General features: G+C 72.1%; 26 protein-coding genes. 15 read left to right on the top strand and 11 right to left on the bottom strand.

Going from position 1 to position 25,033, the window contains the following annotated elements:
* Positions 1–13: 13 nt before the first annotated feature.
* Entirely contained in the window at positions 14–682 is a 669-nt protein-coding gene (locus ACLIBK_RS15545; protein ID WP_415388189.1) for an NUDIX hydrolase, read from the bottom strand.
* Positions 683–946: 264 nt separating this feature from the next.
* On the opposite strand from ACLIBK_RS15545, the gene ACLIBK_RS15540 reads away from it, so the two are divergent.
* The 8 genes from ACLIBK_RS15540 (at position 947) to ACLIBK_RS15505 (ending at position 7,600) form a co-directional block, all read left to right on the top strand.
* On the top strand, positions 947–1,402 hold the full coding sequence (locus tag ACLIBK_RS15540; RefSeq protein ID WP_415388188.1) for an SUF system Fe-S cluster assembly regulator: 456 nt from the start codon (positions 947–949) through the stop codon (positions 1,400–1,402).
* Between the two features lie 11 nt (positions 1,403–1,413).
* Positions 1,414–2,889 (top strand): Fe-S cluster assembly protein SufB, encoded by a 1,476-nt coding sequence (gene sufB, locus ACLIBK_RS15535; protein WP_415388187.1) that lies wholly within the window; start codon positions 1,414–1,416, stop codon positions 2,887–2,889.
* Between the two features lie 5 nt (positions 2,890–2,894).
* Positions 2,895–3,644 (top strand): Fe-S cluster assembly ATPase SufC, encoded by a 750-nt coding sequence (gene sufC, locus ACLIBK_RS15530; protein ID WP_415388186.1) that lies wholly within the window; start codon positions 2,895–2,897, stop codon positions 3,642–3,644.
* A complete protein-coding gene (gene sufD, locus ACLIBK_RS15525; RefSeq protein WP_415388185.1) occupies positions 3,641–4,975 on the top strand; it encodes a Fe-S cluster assembly protein SufD in 1,335 nt (444 codons plus the stop codon). Before sufC ends, sufD begins: the two co-directional genes overlap by 4 nt.
* Positions 4,975–6,219, top strand: coding sequence for an aminotransferase class V-fold PLP-dependent enzyme (locus tag ACLIBK_RS15520; protein WP_415388184.1), 1,245 nt, complete (start codon positions 4,975–4,977; stop codon positions 6,217–6,219). The genes sufD and ACLIBK_RS15520 overlap by 1 nt, the downstream gene beginning before the upstream one ends.
* The gene (sufU, locus tag ACLIBK_RS15515; RefSeq protein WP_415388183.1) at positions 6,219–6,686 is read left to right on the top strand and encodes a Fe-S cluster assembly sulfur transfer protein SufU; all 468 of its coding nucleotides are present in this window, start codon (positions 6,219–6,221) and stop codon (positions 6,684–6,686) included. Before ACLIBK_RS15520 ends, sufU begins: the two co-directional genes overlap by 1 nt.
* Positions 6,687–6,822: 136 nt before the next feature.
* Complete coding sequence (locus ACLIBK_RS15510) at positions 6,823–7,203, top strand: SUF system Fe-S cluster assembly protein (RefSeq protein WP_415388211.1); 381 nt, start codon at positions 6,823–6,825, stop codon at positions 7,201–7,203.
* Positions 7,204–7,216: 13 nt separating this feature from the next.
* A complete protein-coding gene (locus tag ACLIBK_RS15505) occupies positions 7,217–7,600 on the top strand; it encodes a HesB/IscA family protein (protein WP_415388182.1) in 384 nt (127 codons plus the stop codon).
* Positions 7,601–7,639: 39 nt separating this feature from the next.
* On the opposite strand, the gene ACLIBK_RS15500 is transcribed toward ACLIBK_RS15505, so the two are convergent.
* The 4 genes from ACLIBK_RS15500 to ACLIBK_RS15485 all read right to left on the bottom strand — a co-directional run bounded on the left by ACLIBK_RS15500 (position 7,640) and on the right by ACLIBK_RS15485 (position 13,779).
* Positions 7,640–8,623, bottom strand: a complete 984-nt coding sequence (locus tag ACLIBK_RS15500; protein ID WP_415388181.1) for an MBL fold metallo-hydrolase — start codon at positions 8,621–8,623, stop codon at positions 7,640–7,642.
* A gap of 74 nt (positions 8,624–8,697) precedes the next feature.
* Positions 8,698–10,074, bottom strand: a complete 1,377-nt coding sequence (locus tag ACLIBK_RS15495; RefSeq protein WP_415388180.1) for a class I SAM-dependent RNA methyltransferase — start codon at positions 10,072–10,074, stop codon at positions 8,698–8,700.
* A gap of 31 nt (positions 10,075–10,105) precedes the next feature.
* On the bottom strand, positions 10,106–11,341 hold the full coding sequence (locus ACLIBK_RS15490) for an acyl-CoA dehydrogenase (protein WP_415388179.1): 1,236 nt from the start codon (positions 11,339–11,341) through the stop codon (positions 10,106–10,108).
* A gap of 191 nt (positions 11,342–11,532) precedes the next feature.
* On the bottom strand, positions 11,533–13,779 hold the full coding sequence (locus ACLIBK_RS15485; RefSeq protein ID WP_415388178.1) for a DEAD/DEAH box helicase: 2,247 nt from the start codon (positions 13,777–13,779) through the stop codon (positions 11,533–11,535).
* Between the two features lie 218 nt (positions 13,780–13,997).
* Between ACLIBK_RS15485 and ACLIBK_RS15480 the strand changes: the two genes are divergently transcribed.
* Positions 13,998–14,726, top strand: a complete 729-nt coding sequence (locus ACLIBK_RS15480) for an alpha/beta fold hydrolase (protein ID WP_415388177.1) — start codon at positions 13,998–14,000, stop codon at positions 14,724–14,726.
* A gap of 127 nt (positions 14,727–14,853) precedes the next feature.
* Positions 14,854–15,252 (top strand): methylglyoxal synthase, encoded by a 399-nt coding sequence (locus ACLIBK_RS15475; protein WP_415388176.1) that lies wholly within the window; start codon positions 14,854–14,856, stop codon positions 15,250–15,252.
* Positions 15,253–15,282: 30 nt separating this feature from the next.
* Here the strand turns inward: ACLIBK_RS15475 and parE are convergent, their stop codons facing one another.
* From parE to ACLIBK_RS15460, 3 genes are all read right to left on the bottom strand, one after another.
* Positions 15,283–17,256 (bottom strand): DNA topoisomerase IV subunit B, encoded by a 1,974-nt coding sequence (gene parE, locus ACLIBK_RS15470; protein ID WP_415388175.1) that lies wholly within the window; start codon positions 17,254–17,256, stop codon positions 15,283–15,285.
* 109 nt (positions 17,257–17,365) lie between these two features.
* Positions 17,366–17,914 carry a DNA starvation/stationary phase protection protein Dps gene (gene dps, locus ACLIBK_RS15465; protein ID WP_415388174.1) on the bottom strand — a complete coding sequence of 183 codons (549 nt, stop codon included), beginning with the start codon at positions 17,912–17,914 and terminating at the stop codon, positions 17,366–17,368.
* Positions 17,915–18,005: 91 nt separating this feature from the next.
* Positions 18,006–19,607: an MFS transporter gene (locus tag ACLIBK_RS15460; RefSeq protein WP_415388173.1), complete on the bottom strand. Its 1,602-nt coding sequence runs from the start codon at positions 19,605–19,607 to the stop codon at positions 18,006–18,008.
* Positions 19,608–19,656: 49 nt separating this feature from the next.
* On the opposite strand from ACLIBK_RS15460, the gene ACLIBK_RS15455 reads away from it, so the two are divergent.
* On the top strand, positions 19,657–19,998 hold the full coding sequence (locus tag ACLIBK_RS15455) for an Mpo1-like protein (protein WP_415388172.1): 342 nt from the start codon (positions 19,657–19,659) through the stop codon (positions 19,996–19,998).
* 32 nt (positions 19,999–20,030) lie between these two features.
* Here ACLIBK_RS15455 and ACLIBK_RS15450 read toward each other — a convergent pair whose 3' ends face one another.
* Entirely contained in the window at positions 20,031–20,696 is a 666-nt protein-coding gene (locus ACLIBK_RS15450; protein WP_415388171.1) for a glutathione S-transferase family protein, read from the bottom strand.
* A 234-nt stretch (positions 20,697–20,930) separates the two neighbouring features.
* Between ACLIBK_RS15450 and ACLIBK_RS15445 the strand changes: the two genes are divergently transcribed.
* A complete protein-coding gene (locus ACLIBK_RS15445; RefSeq protein ID WP_415388170.1) occupies positions 20,931–22,148 on the top strand; it encodes a polyhydroxyalkanoate depolymerase in 1,218 nt (405 codons plus the stop codon).
* Positions 22,149–22,185: 37 nt separating this feature from the next.
* Here the strand turns inward: ACLIBK_RS15445 and ACLIBK_RS15440 are convergent, their stop codons facing one another.
* The gene (locus tag ACLIBK_RS15440) at positions 22,186–22,809 is read right to left on the bottom strand and encodes a glutathione S-transferase family protein (protein ID WP_415388169.1); all 624 of its coding nucleotides are present in this window, start codon (positions 22,807–22,809) and stop codon (positions 22,186–22,188) included.
* A 213-nt stretch (positions 22,810–23,022) separates the two neighbouring features.
* Between ACLIBK_RS15440 and ACLIBK_RS15435 the strand changes: the two genes are divergently transcribed.
* The 3 genes from ACLIBK_RS15435 to ACLIBK_RS15425 are packed head-to-tail and all read left to right on the top strand — an operon-like array spanning position 23,023 to position 24,796.
* The gene (locus ACLIBK_RS15435; RefSeq protein WP_415388168.1) at positions 23,023–23,499 is read left to right on the top strand and encodes a disulfide bond formation protein B; all 477 of its coding nucleotides are present in this window, start codon (positions 23,023–23,025) and stop codon (positions 23,497–23,499) included.
* Positions 23,496–24,089, top strand: a complete 594-nt coding sequence (locus ACLIBK_RS15430) for a demethoxyubiquinone hydroxylase family protein (RefSeq protein WP_415388167.1) — start codon at positions 23,496–23,498, stop codon at positions 24,087–24,089. The genes ACLIBK_RS15435 and ACLIBK_RS15430 overlap by 4 nt, the downstream gene beginning before the upstream one ends.
* Positions 24,090–24,130: 41 nt before the next feature.
* Complete coding sequence (locus ACLIBK_RS15425; RefSeq protein WP_415388166.1) at positions 24,131–24,796, top strand: hypothetical protein; 666 nt, start codon at positions 24,131–24,133, stop codon at positions 24,794–24,796.
* Between the two features lie 53 nt (positions 24,797–24,849).
* On the opposite strand, the gene ACLIBK_RS15420 is transcribed toward ACLIBK_RS15425, so the two are convergent.
* The gene (locus ACLIBK_RS15420; RefSeq protein ID WP_415388165.1) at positions 24,850–25,032 is read right to left on the bottom strand and encodes a hypothetical protein; all 183 of its coding nucleotides are present in this window, start codon (positions 25,030–25,032) and stop codon (positions 24,850–24,852) included.
* Position 25,033: the final 1 nt, after the last annotated feature.

The raw sequence follows: 25,033 nt of genomic DNA, 5'->3' as shown, positions 1-25,033 counted from the left end.
GCGGATCTCCTCCTCAGCGTTCGGTCTTGCGCCGGTCCTGGCCCTGGAACCACGCCAGGGGCCGGGAGGTGCGCGACGTCTCGTCCATCGCCATGGCGGCGCGGAACTCTTCCAGCACGCGGGCCGTGATCAGGGCGAGCGTGTTCTGCGGGATCTCGTCCACCGGGTACCAGTCCAGCTCCTCCAACTCCCCCGTCCCGGCCAGCGTGCCGCTCGCGGCCTCGGCCGGGGCCAGGAGGAAGCGCGCGTGGAAGCGCACGGGCATGGTGGTCGGCGTCACGGCGCGGCAGAGATAGTCGAGCGGCGCCAGGGCGGGCAAGACGCCGCCCGTGGCAGTGGGCTGCCCCAGCACGAGGCCGGTTTCCTCGTGCAGCTCGCGCACCGCGGCCACCGCGAGGCCATGCGCCAGGGAGGGTGAGGCGCGGTGTTCCAGGGCGCGCCGGGTGGCGTCGGACAGGGGGCTGAGCACGCGGGCGCGGCGGTCGGCCGGGTCCACGCGGCCGCCGGGAAACACCAGCTTGCCCGGCATGAAGCGGTGGCGGGCGCTGCGGATGCCCATCAGCACGGAAAAGCCGCCGGGTCCCCGCCGCCACAGCAGCAGGCTGGCGGCGTCCCGCGGGCGCACCGGGCGGGTCCGGGCGGCATCGGCGGCCAGCAGCCCGGCCGCGAGGCGGTCAGCCATGCGCGGCGGTCCGGTCAGGATGGCGGCGAATGGGCGCGGCGGGACTGGCGCGGCGGACGGGAGTGCGGAACATGGCGCCCAGGCTCGCACCCACGGCCGCAGTGGGGAAGCCGGGGCGGCTGCCAGCCTCGATCCCGGCGGCCTCGCCGCAGCTGAGAAGTGTTCGCAAGCCATTGGTGTGGCTTGACAACAGGGGCGCGCATTCGCATTTGGGACATACCGGACCTGAGAGGTCTGGTTTCGCTTCACCGGGAAGGGCGCACCGTGCTCCGGTTGTCCAAACTCACGGATTACGCGGTTCTGCTGCTCGCCAAGCTCGGGCAGGATGGCGGACTGCGAACCGCCCCCGAACTCGCGGCGGCCACGGGACTGGGCGAGCCCACCGTGTCCAAGGTGCTCAAGATTCTCGGCCATGCCGGGCTGGTGGACAGCGCGCGCGGTGCGCGCGGCGGCTACCGCCTGTCCCGGCCGCTGGCGGAGGTGCCGCTGAGTGCGGTGATCGTGGCGGTGGACGGGCCCATCGCCCTGACCGCCTGCGTGGACGGCGCCACCGGCGGCTGCGAGGCCGAGGCGCTCTGCCCCGTGCGCGGCCGCTGGGACCCCGTGAACGACGCCATCCGCAAGGCCCTGTCCGGCATCACCCTGGCCGACCTGGCCCCGAACCCCTGTCACACCCACCGCCAGTTCGCCGCCATGGCCGAGCTGGCCGCCGACCGATAAGGACGCGCCCCATGCCTGCCGTCGCGGAAACGCTCGACGCCGTCCAGTCCGTCACGCAGTCCACCTACAAGTGGGGCTTCGAGACCGAGATCGAGATGGACATGGCCCCCAAGGGGCTGAGCGAGGACACCGTTCGCTTCATCTCCGCCAAGAAGGGCGAGCCGGAATGGCTGCTGGAATGGCGGCTGAAGGCCTATGCCGCCTGGCTGAAGATGGAGGAGCCCGACTGGGCCGCCGTCGGCTATCCCAAGATCGACTACCAGGACGCCTACTACTACGCGGCGCCCAAAGAGAAGGTCGGGCCGAAGTCGCTGGACGAGGTCGACCCCGAGCTGCTGAAGACCTACGCCAAGCTGGGCATCCCGCTGCGCGAGCAGGAGCGGCTGCAGGGCATCGAGGGGCCGGAGCCCACCGTCGCGGTGGACGCGGTGTTCGACAGTGTGTCCGTGGCCACGACCTACAAGGGCCGGCTGGAAAAGGACGGGATCATCTTCTGCTCCATCTCGGAAGCCGTGCGCGAGCACCCCGAGCTGGTGCGGCAGTATCTCGGCTCCGTGGTGCCGCCCAACGACAACTACTTCGCCGCGCTGAACAGCGCCGTCTTCACCGACGGGTCCTTCGTGTACATCCCCAAGGGCGTGCGCTGCCCGATGGACCTGAGCACCTATTTCCGCATCAACGCCAAGAGCACCGGCCAGTTCGAGCGGACGCTGATCATCGCCGAGGAAGGCTCCACGGTCTCCTACCTGGAAGGCTGCACGGCGCCGCAGCGCGACGAGAACCAGCTGCACGCCGCGGTGGTGGAGTTGGTGGCGCACACGGACAGCAGCATCAAGTATTCCACGGTGCAGAACTGGTACCCCGGCGACGAGAACGGCGTGGGCGGCATCTACAACTTCGTCACCAAGCGGGCGGCCTGCCGCGGCGCGCGCAGCAAGGTGAGCTGGACGCAGGTGGAGACGGGTTCCGCGATCACCTGGAAGTACCCGAGCTGCATCCTGCAGGGTGACGACAGCGTGGGCGAGTTCTACTCGGTGGCCATCACCAACAACCACCAGCAGGCCGACACCGGCACCAAGATGATCCATCTCGGCCGGAACACGAAGTCCACCATCGTCAGCAAGGGCATCAGCGCCGGGCACGGGCAGAACACCTATCGCGGCCTGGTGCGGATCAACCCGAAGGCGAAGAACGCCCGCAACTTCACGCAGTGCGACAGCCTGCTGATCGGCGACCTCTGCGGCGCGCACACGGTTCCCTATATCGAGAACCGCTGCCAGTCCGCGAAGGTGGAGCACGAGGCCACGACCTCGCGCATCGCCGAGGACCAGCTGTTCTATTGCCGGCAGCGCGGCCTGTCGCAGGAGGATGCCGTCGGCCTGATCGTCAACGGCTTCTGCCGCGAGGTGCTGAAGGAGTTGCCGATGGAATTCGCCGTGGAGGCGCAGAAGCTCCTCCAGATCAGCCTGGAAGGCTCCGTGGGTTAAGCGACATGCTGAAGATCGAAGGACTGCACGCCGAAATCGACGGCAAGGAGATCCTGCGCGGGATCGACCTGGAGATCCCGACCGGCGAGGTCCATGCCATCATGGGCCCCAACGGGTCGGGCAAGTCCACCCTGTCCTACGTCCTGTCGGGGCGCGAGGGCTACGAGGTGACCGCTGGGACCGCCAGTTTCGACGGCGTGGACCTGCTGGCGATGGAGCCGGAGGAGCGCGCCGCGAGCGGGCTGTTCCTGGCCTTCCAGTACCCGGTGGAGCTGCCCGGCGTCGGCAACGCCAACTTCCTGCGCACCGCGCTGAACGCCATCCGCCGCTCGCGCGGTGAGGCCGAGCTGGACGCGATGCAGTTCCTGAAGATGGCGCGGGTGCGCATGAAGGAGCTGTCGATGCCGGAGGACATGCTGAAGCGCGGCGTCAATGTCGGCTTCTCCGGGGGCGAGAAGAAGCGCAACGAGGTGCTGCAGATGGCGCTGCTGCAGCCCAAGCTGGCCATCCTCGACGAGACGGATAGTGGGCTGGACATCGACGCGCTGCGCATCGTGGCGGAGGGCGTGAACGCCCTGCGCGGGCCGGCATTCTCCTCGCTGGTGATCACGCACTACCAGCGCCTGCTGGACTACATCGTGCCGGACCGCGTGCACGTGCTGGCCAAGGGCCGCATCGTGACCTCCGGCGGGCCGGAGCTGGCGCACCGGCTGGAAGCGGAAGGCTACGGCACGGTGCTGGAGGAGGCCGCGTGACCGCGCTGGCGGCCGAGGCCCCCGTCCACACGCCGGGGGGCACGGGCTTCCTGGCGCGGCACGAGGGGCTGCGCGAGCGGCTGCCCGGGGCCGGGCTGCCGGCGGTGGCCGCGTTGCGCGATGCGGCGGCCGAAGTGTTCCGCACCACCGGCCTGCCGACGCGCCGGGTCGAGGCCTGGCGCTACACGGACCTGTCGGCCGTGGGCAAGGCGGAGTTCCGCGAGGCCCTGGCCGCGGTGGAAGGCGCCCCTGCGCTGCCGCAGGCGCGCTGCGCCGACCGCGCGGTGTTCGTGGACGGCCGCTTCCGCGCCGACCTGTCCACCTTCTCCGAGGCCGTGTCCGCCTGGGCGCGGCCGCTGGCCGAGGTTCTGCCGGAACTGGCGCCGCGGCTGGGCACCCCCGACGCGTCGCGCCCGATCGAGGCGCTGAACGCCATGCTGTTCGAGGACGGGCTGGTGCTCGACCTGCCGGCCGGCACGGCGGGCGGCGAGCTGGAGCTGGTGTCCGTGGCCACCGGCCCGGTGGCGATGGCCTTCCACCCCCGCCACGTGATCCGGCTGGGCGCGGGTGCCTCGCTGGTGCTGATCGAGACGGCGACGGGGCCGGCCGACAGCCAGCACCTGCACAACCCGGTCTTCGACATCGACGTCGCGGAAGGCGCCACGCTGACCCATGTGCGGGCGCAGCGGGAACCGCAGGGGGCCTTCCACCTCGCGCATCTCAACGTGCGCGTGGCGGGCGGCGGGACCTATGACGGCTTCGCGCTGAACGCCGGCGGTCGGGTGTCGCGCTGCGAGATCCACCTGCGGCTGGACGGGCCGAAGGCGGCGGCGCACCTCAACGGGGCGCAGCTGGCGGCGGGCGGGCAGGTGGCGGACATCACCACCTCCATCGACCACGCGGAGCCGAACTGCGCCAGCCGGCAGACGGTGAAGACCGTGCTGACCGGCCGTTCGCGCGGGGTGTTCCAGGGCAAGATCCTGGTGCGCCGCCCGGCGCAGAAGACCGACGGCTACCAGATGAACCAGGCGCTGCTGCTGAGCGAGCAGGCGGAGATGGACAGCAAGCCGCAGCTGGAAATCTACGCCGACGACGTGAAGTGCTCGCACGGCGCCACGGTGGGCGCGTTGGACGAGGAGCAGCTCTTCTACCTGCGCTCCCGCGGCATCCCGGCCGAGCCGGCGCGCGCCATGCTGGTGCGCGCCTTCCTGGACGAGGCCGTGGAAGGTGTGGCCAGCGAGGCGGGACGCGCCACGCTGGAGGAGGCCATCGCGGTGTGGTGGCTGCAGCACGGCGGCATCTCGGCGCCGCCGGAGGGGGAGGTCGCGTGATGGACGGCTACGTGACGCCCACGCTGGACGTGGAGCGTATCCGGCAGGACTTCCCGATCCTGTCCTCGACGCATCGCGGCAAGAAGCTGGTGTTCCTGGACTCCGGCGCTTCGGCGCAGAAGCCGCGCGCGGTGATCGATGCCATGGTGCGGATGATGGAGGCGAGCTACGCCAACGTGCATCGCGGCGCCTACCACCTGAGCGAGGCGGCCACCGAGAGCTACGAGTCCAGCCGCCGCGCGGCGCAGCGCTTCCTCAATGCCGCCGACGAGCGCGAGATCGTGCTGACCGGCACCGGCTCCACCCAGGCGATCAACCTGGTGGCGCATTCCTTCGGCCGCGGCGTGCTGAAGCCCGGGCAGGCGGTGGTGGTGTCGGAGATGGAGCACCACGCCAACTTGGTGCCCTGGCAGATGCTGCGCGACGACCACGGCACGACCCTGCGGATCTGCCGCGTCACCGATGCGGGCGAGCTGGACCTGGAGGACCTGGAACGGCACCTCGCGGACGGCCAGGTCGGGCTGGTGGCGGTGACGCATATGAGCAACGTGCTCGGCACCGTGACGCCGGTGGCGCAGATCGTCCGCATGGCGCATGCGAAGGGCGCTCGGGTGCTGATCGACGGCTCGCAGGGCGCGGTGCACCGGCGCGTGGACGTGCAGGCGCTGGGCTGCGACTTCTACGTCTTCACCGCGCACAAGCTGTACGGCCCGACCGGGCTGGGCGTGCTCTACGGCAAGCTGGACGTGCTGGAGCAGATGCCGCCCTTCATGGGCGGCGGCGACATGATCACCGAGGTGGGGCTGGAGCGCTCGCTCTTCGCGCCGCCGCCGCTGCGCTTCGAGGCCGGCACGCCGCCGATCATCGAGGCGATCGGCCTGCACGCCGCCATCGACTACGTCGAGGGCGTCGGCATGGAGGCGATCGAGGCGCATGAGCGCTCGCTGGTGGACCATGCGACGCGGCGGCTGAGCGACATCGAGGGCGTGACGCTGCTGGGGCGCGCGCAGGACCGCGGCGGCGTCTTCGCCTTCGCGCTGGACAATGCGCACGCGCACGACCTGGCGACGCTGCTGGACCGCGCCGGCATCTGCGTCCGCGCCGGGCGGCACTGCGCCGAGCCGCTGCACCGCCGCTTCGGGGTGGAGAGCACCTGCCGCGCCTCCTTCGGGATGTACACGACGCACGCGGAGGTGGACTACCTCGCGGACGCCGTGACCAAGGCACGGGAGTTCTTTTCCTGATGTTCGACGATCTTCGCGACCTGTACCAGGAAGTCATCCTCGACCACGGCCGCAAGCCGCGGAACTTCCGCCGGCTGGAGGATGCCGACCGCACCGCCAAGGGCGACAACCCGATGTGCGGCGATCGGATGGAGCTGTGGGTGAAGCTGGACGGCGAGGGGCGCATCGCCGACGCCGCCTTCCAGGGCAAGGGCTGCGCCATCTCGATGGCCAGCGCCTCGCTGATGACGGAAACCGTGCGCGGCAAGAACGCGGCCGAGGCGCACGAGCTGGCGGAGAAGTTCCGTGGCCTGGCGATGACCGGCACCTGCCCGGATTGCGGCGGGGCGCTGGAGGACGAGATGGAGCGGCTACAGGTGCTGGGCGGCGTCGCCGAGTACCCGAGCCGGGTCAAGTGCGCCACGCTGGCGTGGCACACGCTGAATGCCGCCCTGGATGGGGGCGACAAGGAGGCGTCCAGTGAATGATCTGTTCGACCGCCGTCCCGATGCGGCGCCGAGCGGCGTGGCCGAGCGTGTCGCCGCCGACCTGCCGCCGGTCGAAGTGCCGGAGCAGCCGGCGCGGCAGCGGCCGATCGCCCCGCCGTCCACCCCTGCGCCGCATATCGCGGCGCAGTCCTCCGTGACACCCGCCGCGCACGGCGTCTGGACGCCGGAAGGCGAGGTGCCGGCCGCCGCGCCCGCCGTCTCGGAAGCCGCGGTGTTCGACGCGCTGAAGACCGTCTACGACCCGGAAATCCCCGTCGACATCTACGAGATGGGGCTGATCTACGTGGTCGACATCGGCGACGACGGGCAGGTCAAGGTCGACATGACCCTGACCACGCCCTCCTGCCCTTCCGCGCAGGAATTGCCGAGCGCGGTGGAGGAAGCGGTCAAGGCCGTGCCGGGCGTGACCGGCGTGCAGGTCGAGGTCGTGTGGGACCCGCCCTGGGACCCGTCGCGCATGAGCGAGGATGCTCGCCTCGCCCTGAACATGTTCTGAGGAAGCGCGCACCATGAGCACCACCACGGGAACCCCCGCCAAACCGCGTCGCGCCCTGCCGCCGCTGATGTCGCTGTCCGACACCGCGGCCGAGCGGCTGCGCGGCCTCTACGCTTCGCAGGCGGAGAAGGGCGGCGAGGGCAAGCTGCTGCGGATCGCGGTGAAGACCAAGGGCTGTTCCGGCATGGCCTACGACCTCAGTTGGGTGGATGCCGCCGGGCCGGCCGACGAGGTGGTCACGGACAAGGGCGTCACCGTGCTGGTGGACCGCAAGGCGACGCTGTTCCTGATCGGCACCACCATGGACTACGAGCACAAGGCCATGTCGGCGGGCTTTACCTTCGTGAACCCCAATGAGAAGGGCCGCTGCGGCTGCGGCGAGAGCTTCCACGTCTGAGGCGTGAGCGCGCCCCGTTGCCGGGGCGCTCCGCGGGCGTCACACCGCGGCGGACCAGCTCTGCGGTGCCCAGCGGTAGCCGTTGCCGTCCTTGGCGACGTAGCCCAGCCCGGGAAACGGCCAGTGATAGGCGGCGATGCGCAGCCGCTCCGTCGCCGCCATGTCCAGCACGCGGCGCCGCGTGGCCTCCGCCCGCTGGGCATCCATGTCGAACACCGCGTGCCAGCCGGGATTGCGGACGAAGAGTTCCGGCCGGTTGGTGACGTCCCCGAAGATCAGCACCCGGGCATCGCCCTCCGTCACGATGAAGGAGGTGTGGCCGGGCGTGTGGCCGTGGGTTTCCACCGACAGCACGCCGGGCAGCACTTCCTCGCCGGGGCGGAAGCGGCGCACGCGGCCTTCGTAGGCCCCGAAGCGGCGGCGCACGTTGGCGAAGGCGGCGCGCTGCGCTTCCGGGGCGCGGGAGGCGGTCGCCTCGTCCAGCCAGTAGTCCCACTCCGGCTGGGGCACGATCAGCTCGGCATTGGGAAAGGCGCGGGCGTTCTCCGCCGTGGTCAGGCCGGTGACGTGGTCGCCGTGGAAATGGGTGAAGACGATCTGGCGCACGTCGCCCGGGTCACGCCCGGCGGCGCGCAGGTTGGCCGCCAGCCCGCCCGTGGTGGGGCCGAGCTGGCCGCCGGTGCCGGCATCGAAGGCCACGATGCCGTCGGCGCGTTCCAGCATCGGCACAGTGTAGGAGATTTCCAGGAACTCGGTGGGCAGGAAGGCGTCGCGCAGGGCGGCTTCCACCGCGGCCGGCTCGGCATTGCCGATGAAGCCGCGCGCGGGGTCGGGCCGGCGGCCGAAGCCATCATTGACCTGCAGCAGGGTGGCGCCGCCCAGCTTGCTGCGGAAGAAGCCCGGCGCCTGCCGCGCAGCCGGGGCGGCAGGTGCGGCGGCGGGTTGCGCCGCGGCGAGGCGGGGCAGGGCGGGCAGCAGCGCGGCGGCAGCCAGCACGGCTCGGCGTTGGGGCACGGCGTTCATCTCCCGGATCGACGTTCGAAGACCGAGGATGCGGGGAGGCCGGCCCGCCGGGCAAGCGGTGCTTTCGCGGCGGTTCAGGCGCCGCGGGCCAGCACCACCACGGATTCCAGGTGCGGCGACCAGATGAACTGGTCCACCGGCGTGGCGCGTTCCAGCCGCCACCCCGCCCGCGCGAAGAGGGCGGCGTCGCGCGACAGGGCCGAGGGATTGCAGGACACGTAGATCACCCGCGTCACCGTGCTGCGGGCCAGCAGGGGAGCCTGTTCCGGTGCGCCCGCGAAGGGCGGGTCCAGCACGGCGGCGGCGTAGGCGGCCAGCTCGGCCGGCGGCAGGGGCTGGCGGGCCAGGTCGCGGCGCTTGGGCGTGACCCGCGGGGCGCCGGCCCGGTGCGCGGCCGCGGTCAGGGCTGCCACGGCCTGCGCCTCACCTTCGAAGGCATCCACCCGGGCGCGGGCGGCGAGGGGGAAGGACAGGGTGCCGACGCCGGCGTAGAGGTCGGCGATACGGGCGCGGGGCGGCAGATCGTCCGGCAGCCCGGCCAGCACGGCGGCGACGATGGCGGCTTCGCCCTCCGGGGTCGCCTGCAGGAAGGCACCGGGCGCGGGGGCCACGGCGGTGTCGCCCAGGGTGATCGCGACGCCGCCGGATTGCGCCGCGGTTTCCGGCACCCCGTCGCCCTGCGCCCAGGCGATGCGGGGCAGGCCCTGCGCCACGCCGAAACCGGCCAGGGCCTGACGGTCCGCGGTGGTCAGCGGCGCATCGGTGCGCAGCAGCAGGTCCGGGCCGGTGTCGAGCAGGTTGAACAGGGCCGAGCCGTCGCGCCGGAAGCCGCGCAAGCGGCCGAGCAGCTCGCGCAGCGGCTCCAGCAGCGCGAAGAGGCGCGGGTCCAGCACGTCGCAGTGCCGCATGTCCACCACGCGGCCCTCGCCGCGGGCGTGGAAGCCAATGGCGATGCCCTCCGGCCCGCGGCGGATCGCCAGGTCGGCCCGGCGGCGGGTGCGGGGCGGGCAGGGAGCGATCGGGGCCACGGCGGGGTCGGGGAAGCCGGCGCGTTGCAGCGCCTCGACCAGGCGCTGCCGCTTCCAGGCGGCGTAGCGGCCGAGGTCCCAGTGCTGCAGGGCGCAGCCGCCGCAGGTGCCGAAATGCGGGCAGGGCGGTGCTACCCGCTCCGGGCTCGGCGCCAGGATGGCGGTGGCTTCGGCCAGCACGGTGCCGGCGCGGCGCCCGGTGGGGCGGGCGAGGACGCGCTCGCCCGGCAGCACGAAGGGCAGAAAGGCGCTGCCTCCATCCGGCAGGGTGGCAACGCCGTCGCCGCCGCTGCCCATCCGCGTGACGGTCGCCTCCACCGCGGCGGAAACGTCCGGCGCGGCGCCGGGCGGGCCGGCGGCGGTCGGACGACGCGGTGCGGTCCGGCCTGGCCGGCGGCTCGGGCCTCGGGCGGCGGTGGTCATGCTGGTGCTCCGCCCCCCGGTCCCCGCAGGGTTACGCCCCGAAGGCGTTCAGCCCGGTCTGCGCGCGGCCGAGGATCAGCGCGTGCACGTCGTGCGTGCCCTCGTAGGTGTTCACGGCTTCCAGGTTCATCACGTGACGGATCACGTGGTACTCGTCGGAGATGCCGTTGCCGCCGTGCATGTCGCGGGACACGCGGGCGATGTCCAGCGCCTTGCCGCAGGAGTTCCGCTTCACCAGGGAGATCATCTCCGGCGCCACGCGGTGCTCGTCGAACAGGCGGCCGACGCGCAGCACGGATTGCAGCCCCAGCGTGATCTCCGTCTGCATGTCGGCGAGCTTCTTCTGCACCAGCTGCGTTTGCGCCAGCGGGCGGCCGAACATCTTGCGGTTCAGCGTGTATTCGCGCGCGGCGTGCCAGCAGAACTCGGCGGCGCCCAGCGCGCCCCAGGCGATGCCGTAGCGGGCGCGGTTGAGGCAGGCGAAGGGGCCGGCCAGGGACTTCACGCCGGGCAGGCGGTTCTCCTCGGGGACGAAGACCTCGTCCATCATGATCATGCCGGTGGTGGAGGCACGCAGGGAGAACTTGCCCTCGATCTTGGGGGCGGTGAGGCCCTTCATCCCCTTTTCCAGGATGAAGCCGCGCAGGGTCCCCTCGTCGTCCTTGGCCCAGACCACGAAGACGTCGGAGATCGGGGAGTTGGTGATCCAGGTCTTGGAGCCGGACACGAGGTACCCGCCGTCGACCTTGCGGGCCCGCGTACGCATCGAGGACGGGTCGGAGCCGGCATCCGGCTCGGTCAGGCCGAAGCAGCCGACCCATTCGCCGGAGCGCAGCTTGGGCAGGAACTTCTCCTTCTGCGCCTCGGAACCGAAGGCGTAGATCGGATACATCACCAGCGAGGACTGCACGGAAAAGGCAGAGCGGTAGCCGCTGTCGACGCGCTCGACCTCGCGCGCGATCAGGCCGTAGCTCACGTAGCCGACGCCGGCGCAGCCGTAGCCTTCCAGCGTGGCGCCCAGGAAGCCCTGCTCGCCGAACTCGTTCATGATCTCGCGGTCGAAATGCTCGTGCCGGTTGGCTTCCAGCACGCGCGGCATCAGCCGGTCCTGGCAGAAGGCGTGCGCGGCGTCGCGCACCATCCGCTCGTCCTCGGTCAGCTGGTCTTCCAGCAGCAGGGCGTCGTCCCAGGAGAACGGCGGCGTGGAGCGCGGACGCGGGGCGAGGGGAGCCTCGGGCTCGGCGGCGACGGGGGCCACGACGTTCATGGGATCACGTTCTCCTGGGTTCGCGAGGATGGCGCTGCGGCACCGCCAGGGTGCTGCCGGCTGGATCGGGGCGGACCCCGGGGCGATGCGGCCGGGCGGCAGGGTGCTGCGGTCCGGCGGGGCAGGCAAGCGTCGCGACACGCGTGCGGGGCGGCACGGTGGCCGCCCCGGTGTTCACGGGTCGCCCCGTGTCAGGCCGCCTCGGCGTCCGGGCCGGTCGGGCCTTCTTCCGTGCGGCGCGGGCGCGGGATCGGGATCAGCATGAAGGCGGGCACGCTGTCGCCGAAGCCGCGCACGGCCGGGCCGAGGTCGTCGTTGCGGTCGCGGTATTCGCGGCGCTGGCGGTCCTCGTAGCGCGGGGCGGGACGTTCCTCCGACCGGGGGGCACGCTCCTCGCTGCGGCCACGGCCGCGGGACGCGTCCTCGCCGCGGGGACGCTCGCTGCGGAAGTTGTCGCGGCCGGCGGGTTCGCGCGGCGCGGGCTCGGCGGCGAAGTCGCTGCGGCCGGCGCTGCGCGGACGGGCCTCGCCGCGGTCGCCGCGGCCGGAAGACTCGCTGCGGCGGCTCGGCTCGCCGCGGCGGGGGAACTCCTCCGGGCCGCGGCTGCGCTCCTCGGTGCCGCCGCGGACGCGCTCGTCCGGGCTGGTGCGGCTGCGCTCCTCGGCACCCTCGCGGCCGCGGGCCTCGCCGCGCGGGGCGCCGCGACCGCGGCTGCGCTCGTCGCGGCCACCTTCGCGCCGGCCGCGGCCGCCGCGCGGGGACCGCGCCGCGGCTTCCACCTCGGCCGCATCCACGGCCTCCAGCCCCGGCACTTCCATGCGTGGGATCGGGGCGCCGGTCAGCTTCTCCACCGCCGCCACCAGCTTGGCATCGTCGGCGGTGGCGATGGTGAAGGCCTTACCCTCGCGCCCGGCCCGGCCGGTGCGGCCGATGCGGTGGACGTAGTCCTCGGAATGGAAGGGCACGTCGAAGTTGAAGACGTGGCTCAGCCCGCCGATGTCCAGGCCGCGGGCCGCGACGTCGGAGCAGACCAGCAGGCGCAGCTCGTTGTTCTTGAACTTCGCCAGGGTCGCGAAGCGGGCGGACTGGTCCATGTCGCCGTGCAGCGCGCCCACGGAGAAGCCATGGCGGCTGAGCGACTTGTACAGGATGTCCACGTCGCGCTTGCGGTTGCAGAAGATCAGGGCGTTCTGCACGTCCTCGGACCGGATCAGCCGCCGCAGCGCCTCGCGCTTGTCGTTGGGCTGGCACAGCACCAGGCCGGTGGTGATGGTGGTCGCGACCGAGGCCGGGCGCGACACCGTGATCTCCTTGGGATTCTGCAGGAAGGCGTCGGCCAGCTTGCGAATCTCGGGCGCCATGGTGGCGGAGAAGAACAGCGTCTGGCGCAGCGGCGGCAGCATGGAAACGATGCGCTCGACATCGGGGATGAACCCCATGTCCAGCATGCGATCGGCCTCGTCGATCACCAGGATCTTGCAGTCCGCCAGCAGGATGCGGCCGCGCTCGAACAGGTCCAGCAGGCGGCCCGGCGTCGCGATCAGCACGTCCACGCCCTTGTCCAGCACGGCGCGCTGGTCGTTCATGCTCTCGCCGCCGATCAGCAGCGCGTGCACGAGGTTCAGGTGCTTGCCGTACTTCACGAAGTTCTCGGCGACCTGCAGCGCCAGCTCGCGCGTCGGCTCCAGGATCAGGGAGCGCGGCATGCGCGCCTTGGCCCGTGACCCCGCCAGGATGTCCAGCATCGGCAGGGTGAAGCCGGCGGTCTTGCCGGTGCCGGTCTGGGCGCAGCCCAGCACGTCGCGGCCCATCAGCACCACCGGGATGGCCTGTTCCTGGATCGGCGTGGGGGTGACGTAGCCGGCCTCGGCGATGGCGCGCAGGATCGGCTCGCCCAGGCCGAGGCTGTCGAAGCCGACCACCGGCTCCAGCTCGGGCTCTTCCTCATCCTCGGAAGCGCTCTCGTCGGACACAGCGTCACCGGAAGCGCCTTCGTCGGAGGCGTCCTCCATCGTGTCCGGCTGGTCGGCGGCAGCTTCCGCGGCGTTACCGGCGGAGTCCGTCGTCGCGTCATCCCCGGCGGGCGGGGCGTCCTCGTCGGGCAGCGGGCCGGCGACCTCGGCGGCAAAGGAACCCAGCTCGGCCGCGGTGGCACCGCCGACGGGGCCGTGGGCTTCGGGCAGGGTGTCGCCGTCGGTGGCGGCGCCTTCCGGCGGCACGTCCACATTGGGGACGGCCGCGTCCTCGTAGAACTGTTCCGGCCGTTCCTCGGTGGTTTCTTCCGCGGGGTTCTCGGGCGGCTCGGCCGCGGGGGCGGCGGCATCGTCGCCGATCACCCGGCGGGTGGTTTCCTCCGGCGTGCCCGTCACGGCGGGGTTGAGGTCGTTCGGCTGTTCGGCGGGGTTCGCCGCCTCGGGGACGTCGCGCGGTTCGCTCAAGAGAACTCGGTTCCTGCGGCACCCGGCGGCGAACGCCGGGTCGGTTGTGGCCGCGGCCTTTCCGCGGCTCCTGCTGGTGTCGCCCTGCGGGGCACGCGTCGGACGCGGCCTCGGGCCGCGCCGGAGCCCCGGCGACGTCGGGCATATGCGTGGCCCGGTGCGCGAAAGCAAGGATTTCCGCCCTGGACGGGTCCGGCGGCGGCGCTTATCGACCCGGCGTGACCGATCGGACACCGCTGATCCTGCTTCCCGGGCTGCTCTGTGACGCCCGGCTGTGGCGGGACCCGGCCGCGGCGCTGGGTGACATCGCGGTGCCCGTGGTGGCCGACCTGTCGCGCGGCGATTCGGTGGACGCGCTGGCGGCGCGGGTGCTGGCCACGGCGGATGCGGCGGGGTTCGGCCGCTTCGCGCTGGCCGGGCTGTCCATGGGCGGCTATGTCGCCCTCGCTGTGCTGCGCCAAGCGGCGGAGCGCGTGGAGCGCCTGGCGCTGTTCGACACCTCGGCCCGGCCGGACAGCGACACCCAGGCGCGGCGCCGGCGCGGCCTTCTCGCCCTGGCCCGCCGCACCCCGCCCGGCGGGCGGTTCCGCGGCGTGACGCCCCGGTTGCTGCCGCAGCTGCTGCATCCCGACAACCTGTCCGGCCCGCTCGGCGCGGAGGTGATCGCGATGGCGGAACGCCTCGGGCGGGATGCCTTCCTGGACCAGCAGGCGGCGATCCTGGGGCGGCCGGATTCGCGGCCGATGCTGTCCGGCATCGCCGTGCCGACCCTGGTGGCGGTGGGGGAGGCGGACGGGATGACGCCGCCCGCCCTGTCCGCCGAGATGGCCGCCGGCATCCCCGGTGCGGAACTGCGGACGCTGCCGGGCTGCGGCCACCTGCCGCCGATGGAGTCGCCCGGCCCGGTCGGTGCGCTGCTGCGAGACTGGCTGCTGCGCCCGGCCTGATCCGCGGCCGGCTCCGCCCGGCGATTGGGTTCGGCGGCGGAGCGGCCCAGGCCCTGCCGCCGCGCGATGCGCCGGAACCGGGCAGCCACCTCGGCCGGCCGGCGTTGCAGGAGGCGAGGAGACCGCCGTGACGCTGCTGAACATCGCCCTGATCGCGCAGGACACCCGCAGGGATGCGCTGGTGCAGTGGGCGGAGCGCCACCGGGCGCTGCTGTCCGGCCACCGGATCGTTGCCACCGGCGACACCGGAGGCCGGCTCAAGGAAGCGATCCCGGAACTGAAGGTGGAACGGCTGCTCGGCGCCTCGCAGGGCGGCACGCTGCAGGTCGGGGCGCGGCTGGCGGAAGGGCGGATCGACGCGCTGGTCTGCCTGGTCGATCCGGATCGGGCGGAGCCGGATACCGCGGCGCTGCTGCGGCTGGCCATCCTGCGCAACGTGCCGCTGGCGCTGAACCTCGCCACTGCCGAGGCGCTGGTGACGCTCTGGCCGAAGGTGGTGGTGCTGGCAGGGGCGGAAAGCGCCTGACGGCGGCCCGGGCGGGCCGCCGCGGGTGGATCAGGCGTCCACCGCGTCCTCGTCCAGCTTGTTGGCGTTTTCCTGGATGAAGCGGAAGCGCAACTCCGGCTTGCGGCCCATCAGCGCTTCCAGCAGTTCCGCCGTGCGGGCCCGGTCCTCCGGCGGCAGCACCACCTTGAGCAGGGACCGCTTGCGCGGATCCATGGTGGTTTCCTTCAGCGACATGGGCGGCATCTCGCCCAGGCCCTTGAAGCGGCTGACTTCCACCTTCTGGCTCGGCTTGAAGGCCTTCTTGCGCAGGCGTTCCAGGTCGGCATCGTCGCGGGCATAGACCGAGACGCTGCCGGATTGCAGCCGGTACAGCGGCGGCTGCGCCAGGAAGACCCGGCCCTGGCGCACCAGTTCCGGGAGTTCCTTGTAGAAGAAGGTCATCAGCAACGCGGCGATATGGGCGCCGTCCACGTCGGCGTCCGTCATGATCACCACGCGGCCGTAGCGCATGCGGGTGATGTCGAACTTGTCGCCGGCGCCGCAGCCCAGCGCCTCGATCAGGTCGCGCAGTTCCTGGTTCTGCCGCAGCTTGTCGGCCGAGGCAGAGGCGACGTTGAGGATCTTGCCGCGCAGCGGCAGCACCGCCTGGGTCTGCCGGTCGCGCGCCTGCTTGGCCGAGCCGCCGGCGCTGTCGCCCTCCACCAGGAACAGCTCCGTCGACTCCGCGTTCTCGGAGGAACAGTCGGCCAGCTTGCCGGGCAGCCGCAGCCGGCGCGTGGCCGACTTGCGCGGCGTGTCCTTCAGCTCGCGCCGGCGGAGGCGGTCCTCGGCGCGCTCGATCGCCCAGGAGAGCAGGTTGTCGGCGTTCCGGGTGTCGCCGGTCAGCCAATGGTCGAAGTGGTCGCGTAGCGCGTTCTCGACCAGGCGGGCGGCCTCGGGCGAGGTCAGCTTGTCCTTGGTCTGCCCCTGGAACTGCGGGTCGCGCAGGAACACCGAGAGCATCGCCGTCATGCCGCCGAACAGGTCCTCGGCGGTGACGGTAGCGGCGCGCTTCTCCTTCTTCAGCTCGCCGTAGGCGCGCAGGCCCTTCACCAGCGCCGCGCGCAGCCCGGCCTCGTGCGTGCCGCCCTGCGGGGTGGGAATGGTGTTGGCATAGGCGTGCAGGAAGCCCTCGCCCTGTTCCAGCCAGGTCACCGCCCATTCGGCACGGCCCTGGCGGTCGGGGAAGGGCACGTCGCCGGACCAGGGGGCGGGCACCACGGGGGAGCGGCCCTCGATGGCCGCGGCCAGGAAGTCCGACAGGCCGCCGGGGAAGTGCAGCGTGGCCTGGGCCGGCACGTCCTCGGCCGCCAGGGACGGGTCGCAGCTCCAGCGGATCTCCACGCCCCGGTACAGGTAGGCCTTGGAACGGCATAGCCGGTACAGCCGCGCGGCGGAGAAGTGCTGCTTGCCGAAGATCTCGGCATCCGGCTTGAAGCGGAACTGGGTGCCGCGGCGGTTGTGCACCGGGCCGGCGTTCTTGAGCTTGGAAACCGGGCGGCCGCGCTCGTAGCTCTGGGTGAACAGGGTGCGGTCGCGGGCGACCTCCACCTCCATCCGCTCGCTCAGCGCGTTCACCACGGAGGAGCCGACGCCGTGCAGGCCGCCGGAGGTCTCGTAGGCCTTGCCCGAGAACTTGCCGCCGGAATGCAGGGTGGTGAGGATCACCTCCAGCGCGCTCAGCTTGGGGAACTTGGGATGCGGGTCCACGGGGATGCCGCGGCCGTTGTCGCGCACCACCAGCCAGTCGCCGGCTTCCAGCGTCACCTCGATACGGTCGGCATGGCCGGCCACCGCCTCGTCCATGGCGTTGTCGATGATCTCGGACGCCAGGTGATGGAGGGCGTTCTCGTCGGTGCCGCCGATATACATGCCGGGGCGGCGCCGGACGGGCTCCAGGCCTTCCAGCACCTCGATGTCGGCGGCGGAGTAGCTCTGCTGGGCGGGGCCGCGGGCGTTGCGGCCGCCGAAGAGGTCGTTCATGTTGTGTTCCGGTCCCCCGCCCGGAACTTAAGGCGGGCGGGGGGGAACTGCAACCGGGAAGGGCGGGCCGGGCGCATGGCCCGGCCCGGGAAACCCGGTGGCTGGCGGCTCAGCGACCGTCCTTGCCCTCGTTGCCGTGGCCGTGCAGGTGGGCTTCCAGCATCCACAGGTTCTTGTCGATGGCGCGGCTGATCTCCGTGAGCAGGTCGGAGGTATCGGCGTCGCCGGCGTCGTCCGTCTCGTCGATGCCCTGGCGCAGGTTCTTCGCCACGGCGGCGTAGCGGTCGGCCAGCTCGGACACATGGTCCATGCTGTTCAGCAGCTCGGCGGGATAGGGCGGCAGGCGGGTGCCGGCGGCGATGCTCTGGCTGGTGCCGTTGGGCACGCCGCCCAGCTGTACGCAGCGCTCGGCCAGCATGTCGGTCTGCTCGTTGAGCGCGGTGTAGAAGACTTCCAGCATCTCGTGCAGGCCGATGAAGTTGGAACCCTTCAGGTTCCAGTGCGCCTGCCGCGTGGAGTTGTAGAGGTCGACCGAGTCCGTCAGCAGCGCCTGCAGCGTGCTGATCGAGGTTTCCTTGGCGTTGTCGCCGAGGTCGTTGCGGGTGCTCCAACGGCGGCCGGAATGGTCGCCCCGGGCGGCGGCAGGCTGCTTGGCCATGAAATGGTTCCTCTCAGTATCGCGAGACTGAGCGGATCCGGGACGTGGTCCCGATCCGTCGAGGCGCCAGCGCCCCGGGACGCCGAAGGTTTCAGGGCTCCAGGTTCAGGTATCGGCGCGCTTCCGGTGCCTCTTCGCCGCGGTGCAGCCGGGCGGCGCGGGCCAGCACCACGGCGTCGTGCTCGGTTTGCCGGGACTCCTCGCGCAGGTGCTCGCCCCAGGATTCCACCGCCCACATCTCCATGAAGCGCTCGGGATGGGCGACGTCCTCGTACAGGCGCCACACCACGGCACCGGCGCGCAGCCGCACGCCCCGCACCTCCCGCATGGTGCGCAGGAAGCCATCGCGTTCGGGCGCCGGCACCAGGTAGTGCACGGTTTCCAGCACCCGCCCGGACCCGGCGGCGAGGATCGCGGCCAGCTCGGGCGCTACCGCCTCGGGCACGGGCGGGGCGGCTGCCGCCGCCCGGGCCGCCGGGGAGACCGGGGGCGGGTTCTCCATGGGCAGGCGGCGCAGCAGCCAGGCACCCACCGCCCCGAACAGCCCGAAGCCGGCCAGGGTGGCGGGAATGCCGAAGGCGGCGCCGGTCAGCCCGGCCAGGGTGGAGCCCAGCGCCATGGCCCCGAAGGTGGCAACCTGGAACACGCCCATCGCCCGCGCCCGCACCCAGGCGGGGCAGGCCAGCTGGGCGGAGGCGGTGAGGGTGCTGGCGGCGGCGATCCAGCAGCCGCCGTAGATCAGCATGGCGGCCCCGGCCGGCAGCCAGTGGGTGGAGAAGCCCAGCGCGGTCAGGGCCACGCCCATGGCCGCCGTGCCGGCGATCAGCAGGCGCGAGGAGTTGAAGCGCGCCCGCAGCCGCGGCAGCACGAAGCCGGCCGACACGGCGCCGATGCCCATGGCGGCCAGCATCAGCCCGAAGGCTTCCGGCCCCAGCCCGAGCTGCCGGCGCACCAGCAGCGGCAGCAGGCCCCAGACCGCGGCGCCCGCGAAGAAGCTGACCACCGCGCGCAGGATGGTGCCGCGCAGCACCGGGCTGGCGGCGGTGAAGCGCAGCCCCGCCCGCACCGCCGGCCAGAAGCGCTCATTGGGCAGGCGGCCGCGTTCCGGCTGGCGCCGCCAGGCCACCAGGGCGCCCACCAGCACCAGCACGCAGGCGGCGTTCATGGCGAAGGCGGCCTGCGGCCCGGCGAGGCCGATCAGCACCCCGCCCAGGGCGGGCCCCACGGAGCGCGCCAGGTTGAAGCCGATGCCGTTGAGCACGATCGCCTGGGCGAGGTCGCTGCGCGGCACCAGTTCCGGCGTCACCGCCGCCCAGGCCGGGAAGTTCACCGCCGTGCCGATGCCCAGGGCGAAGGTCAGCGCCAGCAGCCCCCAGGGGCCCACCACCTCCAGCGCCGCCAGTAGGCAGAGCAGCAGTGCCACCCCGGTCATCCAGAGCTGGGCGGTGATCAGGAAGCGGCGGCGGTCCACGATGTCGGCCAGGGCGCCCGCGGGGGCGGCCAGCAGGAACACCGGCAGCAGGCTGGCCGCCTGCACCGCCGACACCATGGCCGGCCGGTCGTCCAGCGAGGTCATCAGCCAGCCGGCGCCGGTGTTCTGCACCCAGCCGCCCATGTTGCTGAACAGCGTGGCGACCCAGAGCAGGCGGAAGTTCGGGTGGCGCAGGGGCAGGAAGGCGGCGGGCAGAGGCATCGGAACTCGTGCGTTGCGGGGGCCGGGGCAACCGCCTAGCCTGCGCCCCATGGCGACCCGTCATGCCAGCTATGCCGAGTTCTGGCCACACTACCTGCGCGAGCACGCGAGCCCGACCACGCGCCGGGTGCATTTCCTGGGCACCGCGCTGGGGGTGCTGCTGCTGGTGCTGGCGGCCCTGACCGGGCGGCCGTGGCTGCTGCTGGCGGCGCTGGTGGCCGGCTACGCCTTTGCCTGGGGTTCCCATATGCTGGTGGAGCGCAACCGGCCCGCCACTTTCACCCACCCGCTCTGGTCGCTGTTCTCGGACCTGCGGATGGCCGGGCTGATGCTGACCGGGCGGCTGGACGAGGAGCTGCGCCGCGCCGGGGTGGAGAACGGGCCGCGCTGAGCCGGTCGCCGCGGCGCTGCCCGTCCGGGCGCTCAGCGGCCCGAGATGATCTCCAGCTCGTTGATGGTTTCGTCCGCTTCCTCGGCCGCCGCGGCCGTCCAGGCCCGCATGTCAGGCAGCGCCAGGATGCGGTCGCCATAATCTTCCAGGGTGCGGTCCAGCCGGACGTCGTAGCTCCGAAGCCGGGTGACCACGGGAGCGTACATGGCGTCCGCCGCGTTGGGTGCCGGGCCGAACAGGAAGGGGCCGCCCCATTCACGCAGGCAGTCGCGCCAGATGGTGGCGATGCGGTCGATGTCGGCCCGGGCGCCGGCCCAAACATGGAAGCCCGGCCGGTGCGCCCGCAGGTTCATCGGCAGGGAGGAGCGCAGGGCACTGAATCCGGAATGCATCTCACCGGACACGGAACGGCAGCGGGCGCGGGCGGCGCGGTCGCTGGGCAGCAGCCCGGCCTCGGGGCGGATTTCATGCAGGTATTCGGCGATGGCCAGCGTGTCCCAGACCGCCAAACCGTCATGCTCCAGGCAGGGCACCCGGATGGAGGAAGCCTGCAGCAGCAACTCGGCCCGCGCGGCCGGGTTATCGGTGGCGACCCTTTCTTCCCGGAAGGGCAGGCCCGAGAACCGGACCAGCAACCACCCCCTCAGGGACCAGGATGAGTAGTTCTTGCTGGTGATCAGGAGCTTCGCTTCGGCCATGTCGTTCCCCTGCTGCCGCCGTTCCGGTGGCGGGTCCCGCTCCGGAGCAGGCACTCCAGGAAGCGCCTTCGGTGCAAGCGCCGGGCCACGCGACCCCCGCCGCCGGGGGGAGGGCCGCCACATTGACGGGCGGCATCGCCGAAACGACCTGAGGGGACTATGTTCGCGGCAGCCGCCGCACTCCGTGGGGCAGGAGCCGGTGACGCTCGTCGCACAGCTGGAAAGCCCGACCCGATGATCTACAATGCCTATCAGGCACAGCAGGACTTCTTTTCCCCGTTCCAGACCTTTGCCCGCGGCTCCAGCCGGGTCCTGAAGCAGTTCGAGGGCGCGGTGCCCGAATTCTTCCAGCTGCGCCGCTTTGTGGCCGCGCTGGAGGTGATGGGTGGCTACCGCACCACGCATGAGCGTCCCGCCTTCGGCATCACCACCTCCCGCTTCGGCAACGGCACCGTGGAGGTGCGCGAGGAGGTGACGGCCAGCACGCCCTTCGGCTCGCTGCTGCGTTTCCGCAAGGACACCGACCAGCAGCAGCCGCCGGTGCTGCTGGTGGCCCCGATGTCCGGCCATTTCGCCACACTGCTGCGCGGCACCGTGGCCACCATGCTGCCGGACCACGACGTCTACATCACCGACTGGCACAATGCCCGCGACGTACCGGTGGCGGCCGGGCGCTTCGGCTTCGACGATTTCGTGGACCACGTCATCGGCTTCCTGGAAGTCATGCCGGCCGGCGCGCACGTGGTGGCGGTGTGCCAGCCGGCGGTGCCGGTGCTGGCGGCGGCGGCGCTGATGGCGGAAGACAAGAACCCCTCCGCGCCGCGCAGCCTGACACTGATGGCCGGGCCGATCGACACGCGGGTGAACCCGACGCGGGTGAACCGCCTCGCCAGCTCGCGGCCGATCTCCTGGTTCGAGCAGAACCTGATTTCCGACGTGCCCTGGCGTTACGCCGGCGGCGGGCGGCGCGTTTATCCCGGCGCGGTGCAGATCTCGGCCTTCATGAACATGAACATGGAGCGCCACGTCCAGGCCTATGCCGACCAGTTCCGCAACCTCGTTTCCGGCGACACGGAGCGTACGGACGCGCACCGGCGCTTCTACGACGAGTACCTGGCGGTAATGGACCTGCCGGCGGAGTTCTACCTGGAAACCGTGAAGACGGTGTTCCAGGACCACGACCTGCCGCGCGGCACCCTGACGGTGCGCGGCCGGCCCGTGCGCCCCGAGGCGATCGAGACCATGGCGCTGCTGACGGTGGAGGCCGAGCGCGACGACATCTGCTCAGTGGGGCAGACCATGGCGGCGCTGGAACTGTGCCCCAACGTGCCGGCCCGGCTGAAGCGCAACCACCTGCAAACCGGCGTCGGGCATTACGGCGTGTTCAACGGCCGCCGCTGGATCAACGAGATCTATCCGCTGGTGCGGGAAACGATCCAGATTTCCAGCTGAGAGCCGGAGGCGGCGGGGCTGTCCCGCCGCCCGTCCTTCACGTCAGCGGGTGGTCGACGTATCGACGGAAGCCGTCCCGTGACTGCAGCCTCGCGTACCAGGCAGCCAGTTCCGGCAGCTCCGCCCGCTCCACCGGCAGGGCGAACCAGCGCTTCGCGAAGATGCCCAGCGCGATGTCGGCCAGGGAAAAGTCGCCGCAGATGAAGTCCTGGCCGCGCAGCTCCGCGTCCACAATACGCCAGAGACGCTCGGCCTCGTCGCGCGCCTTGGCGGCGGCGGGCAGGTCGCGCTCCGCTTCGGGGGTGCGGATAAAGGTCAGGAAGATCTGCGTCATCGGCCGCCCCAGCGTGCCCAGCTGCCAGTCCATCCACTGGTCCGCCTTGGCCCGCCGGTACGGTGCGGCGGGGTAGACGGCAGCGCCGGCCGGCCGCGTGGTGGCGAGGTGGCGCAGGATGGCGTTGCTTTCCCACAGGGTGAAGCCGTCGGCTTCCTGCAGCGTCGGCACCAGGCTGTTGGGGTTCATCGCGAGATAAGCGGGCTCCCTGGTGCCGCCGAAGGGGCCGCCGACATCCCGCCGGTCGAAGGCTTCGCCCAGCTCCTCGCAGAGCCAGAGCACCTTCATGACGTTGCTGCTGTTGGCCCGACCCCAGATGGTGACCATACCGGCGTTTCCCCTCGCTGTGCGCGGGGAGCAGGCTAGACCCGATCTGCCCGGGCTGAAATCGGACGGGGCGGTGAATCCGCGTCGTCGCCAGCGGGTCACGGTCCGGGCGCGAATGCCCGCGTCGGGCGGGTCGCAGCCCTGCGGCTACCGGTGCCCCAGGCAGCCGCACCCGGCTTGCCCGGCGCGGCGCGTCGCCGCAGGTTGCGCCGCATGACGCGCCGCACCGCCCTCGTCGTGGCCCTGTGCTCCATCCTGCCACCCCTGGCGGCGATGGCCACCGAGCGCTTCCTGGGCTTCGCACCCTGCGCCCTGTGCCTGTGGCAGCGCTGGCCCTACTGGGTGGCGGCGGTTCTGGCGCTGCTCGCCGCAACGACCCGGTCGCGGTCGCTGCTGGCGCTGGTGGCGGTGGCGGTGCTGGTGTCCGGGGCGGTCGCGGCGCTGCACGTGGGGGTGGAGCAGGGGTGGTGGCCCTCGCCGCTGGCCTCCTGCGCCGCGCCGACCTCGGCCGGGGGCGGCAGCGTGGACGACCTGCTGCGCAGCATGGCGGCCAAGCCGGACAAGCCCTGCGACGCGCCGGCCTTCCTGATCCCCGGCTTGCCGCTCTCCATGGCGGCGCTGAATCTCCTCGTCGCGTTGGCCCTGGGCGGCTTCGCCCTACATGCTGCGAGGAGAGGACCCCATCCATGAGCAGCACTGCCCCCGACCCGTCCGCCCCCGACGGGACCCTGCGCGAAACGGTGGCCCACCGGCTGCCTGGCGACCCGACTCCGCGCGAACTGGTGGAACGGGCGATCCGCGTGGACCATGCCGGGGAATACGGCGCCAAGCGCATCTACCAGGGCCAGATCGCCGTGCTGCGCGGCACCCGCTGGGAACCGATGCTGCGCCACATGCAGGAGCAGGAGCAGGTCCACCTCGACACCTTCACCCGCCTGATCGGCGAGCGGCGGGTGCGGCCCACCGCGCTGCTGCCGATCTGGCACGCGGCGGGCTTCGCCCTCGGCGCCGCCACCGCCCTACTGGGCCACCGCGGCGCCATGGCCTGCACCGTGGCGGTGGAGGAGGCGATCGACGAGCACTACGCCGAGCAGCACGACGCGCTGGGCACGGACGAGGCGCCGCTGAAGGCACACATCGCCCAGTTCCGCGCCGAGGAGCAGGAACACCGCGACATCGGGCTGGAAAACGAGGCCGAGCTGGCCCCGGCCTATCGGCTGCTCAGCAAGGTGATCAAGGCCGGCTGCAAGGTCGCGATCCGCGTCAGCGAGCGGGTGTGACGGGCCGGGGATCGCGCCCCCCGGGGCGGACGGCAGTGGCGGTGCTGCGGCGGGGCGCCGGGCTGCTGCTGGCAGCGGCCCTGCTGGGCTGCGCGCCGCTCGCCCACACGCCGGATGGCACGGCGCCCGCGACGGCGGGGGAGGCGGCCGTCACCCGCCTGCCAGCCGAGGCAGGCGGCTTCCGCCTGGCCGGCCCGGCGCAGCCCGACCGGACGCCCGGCGTGCGGGAGGGCATGATCGCCCGCTACGAGGGGCGCTGGGGCTTCGCCACCACCTACCTGTTCACGCGCGAGGCCGCGGCGGTCGAGGAAGGACCGGATTCCCGGCAGGCGCGGCAGGAGCTGGTGACCGCCGCGGCGGCCTCGCTGATCGCCGCGACGCAGAACGGGGCGCCCCGGCCGGCGCGGGAAGCGGCGGTGACCTTCCAGCAGGGCAACGCGCCGGCACTGCGCTGCCTGCTGTTCGAGCGCAGCCTGCAGAGCGGGCTGATGACGGATTTCGTCTGCGTCACGGGGGTGGGCGGCCGGCTGTTCAAGCTGCGGGTCACCGCGCGCCACACGGCCGAGAACCGGGAAGAACTGGTGGTCGCGGTGGGCCAGCTCTCGACCGCGCTGATCGCGGGCGCGGGCAGCCGCCCCGACGGCAGCCCGCCCCGCGTGCCGGGGCTGCGCTACACCGCCCTGGACACAGTGCCGGACGCGGGCTGAAGGGCAGGGCGCGCCCGCCCCGTTCGGCGGCCGACCCGCGGTCCGGGTTGCGGTCACAGCCGCCGGATGGGAACCGGGTTGGTCCGCAGCCAGTCCGGCCAGCCGAAGACGTGCTCGAAGCCGACGATCAGCAGGGCGATGGCGAGGGCCGCCAGGATCACGATGATTCGCGTGCGGTCCGGCGGATGGCGCCACCATTGCGCCATCAGCACCAGCAGCCGGGTATAGGGATCCAAG

The sequence above is a fragment of the Roseomonas sp. BN140053 genome, assembly GCF_047690175.1.
GTDB lineage: Bacteria > Pseudomonadota > Alphaproteobacteria > Acetobacterales > Acetobacteraceae > Roseomonas.
The sequence above is the reverse complement of the archived record's forward strand: the minus strand, read 5'-3'. Positions and strand labels throughout refer to the sequence as shown.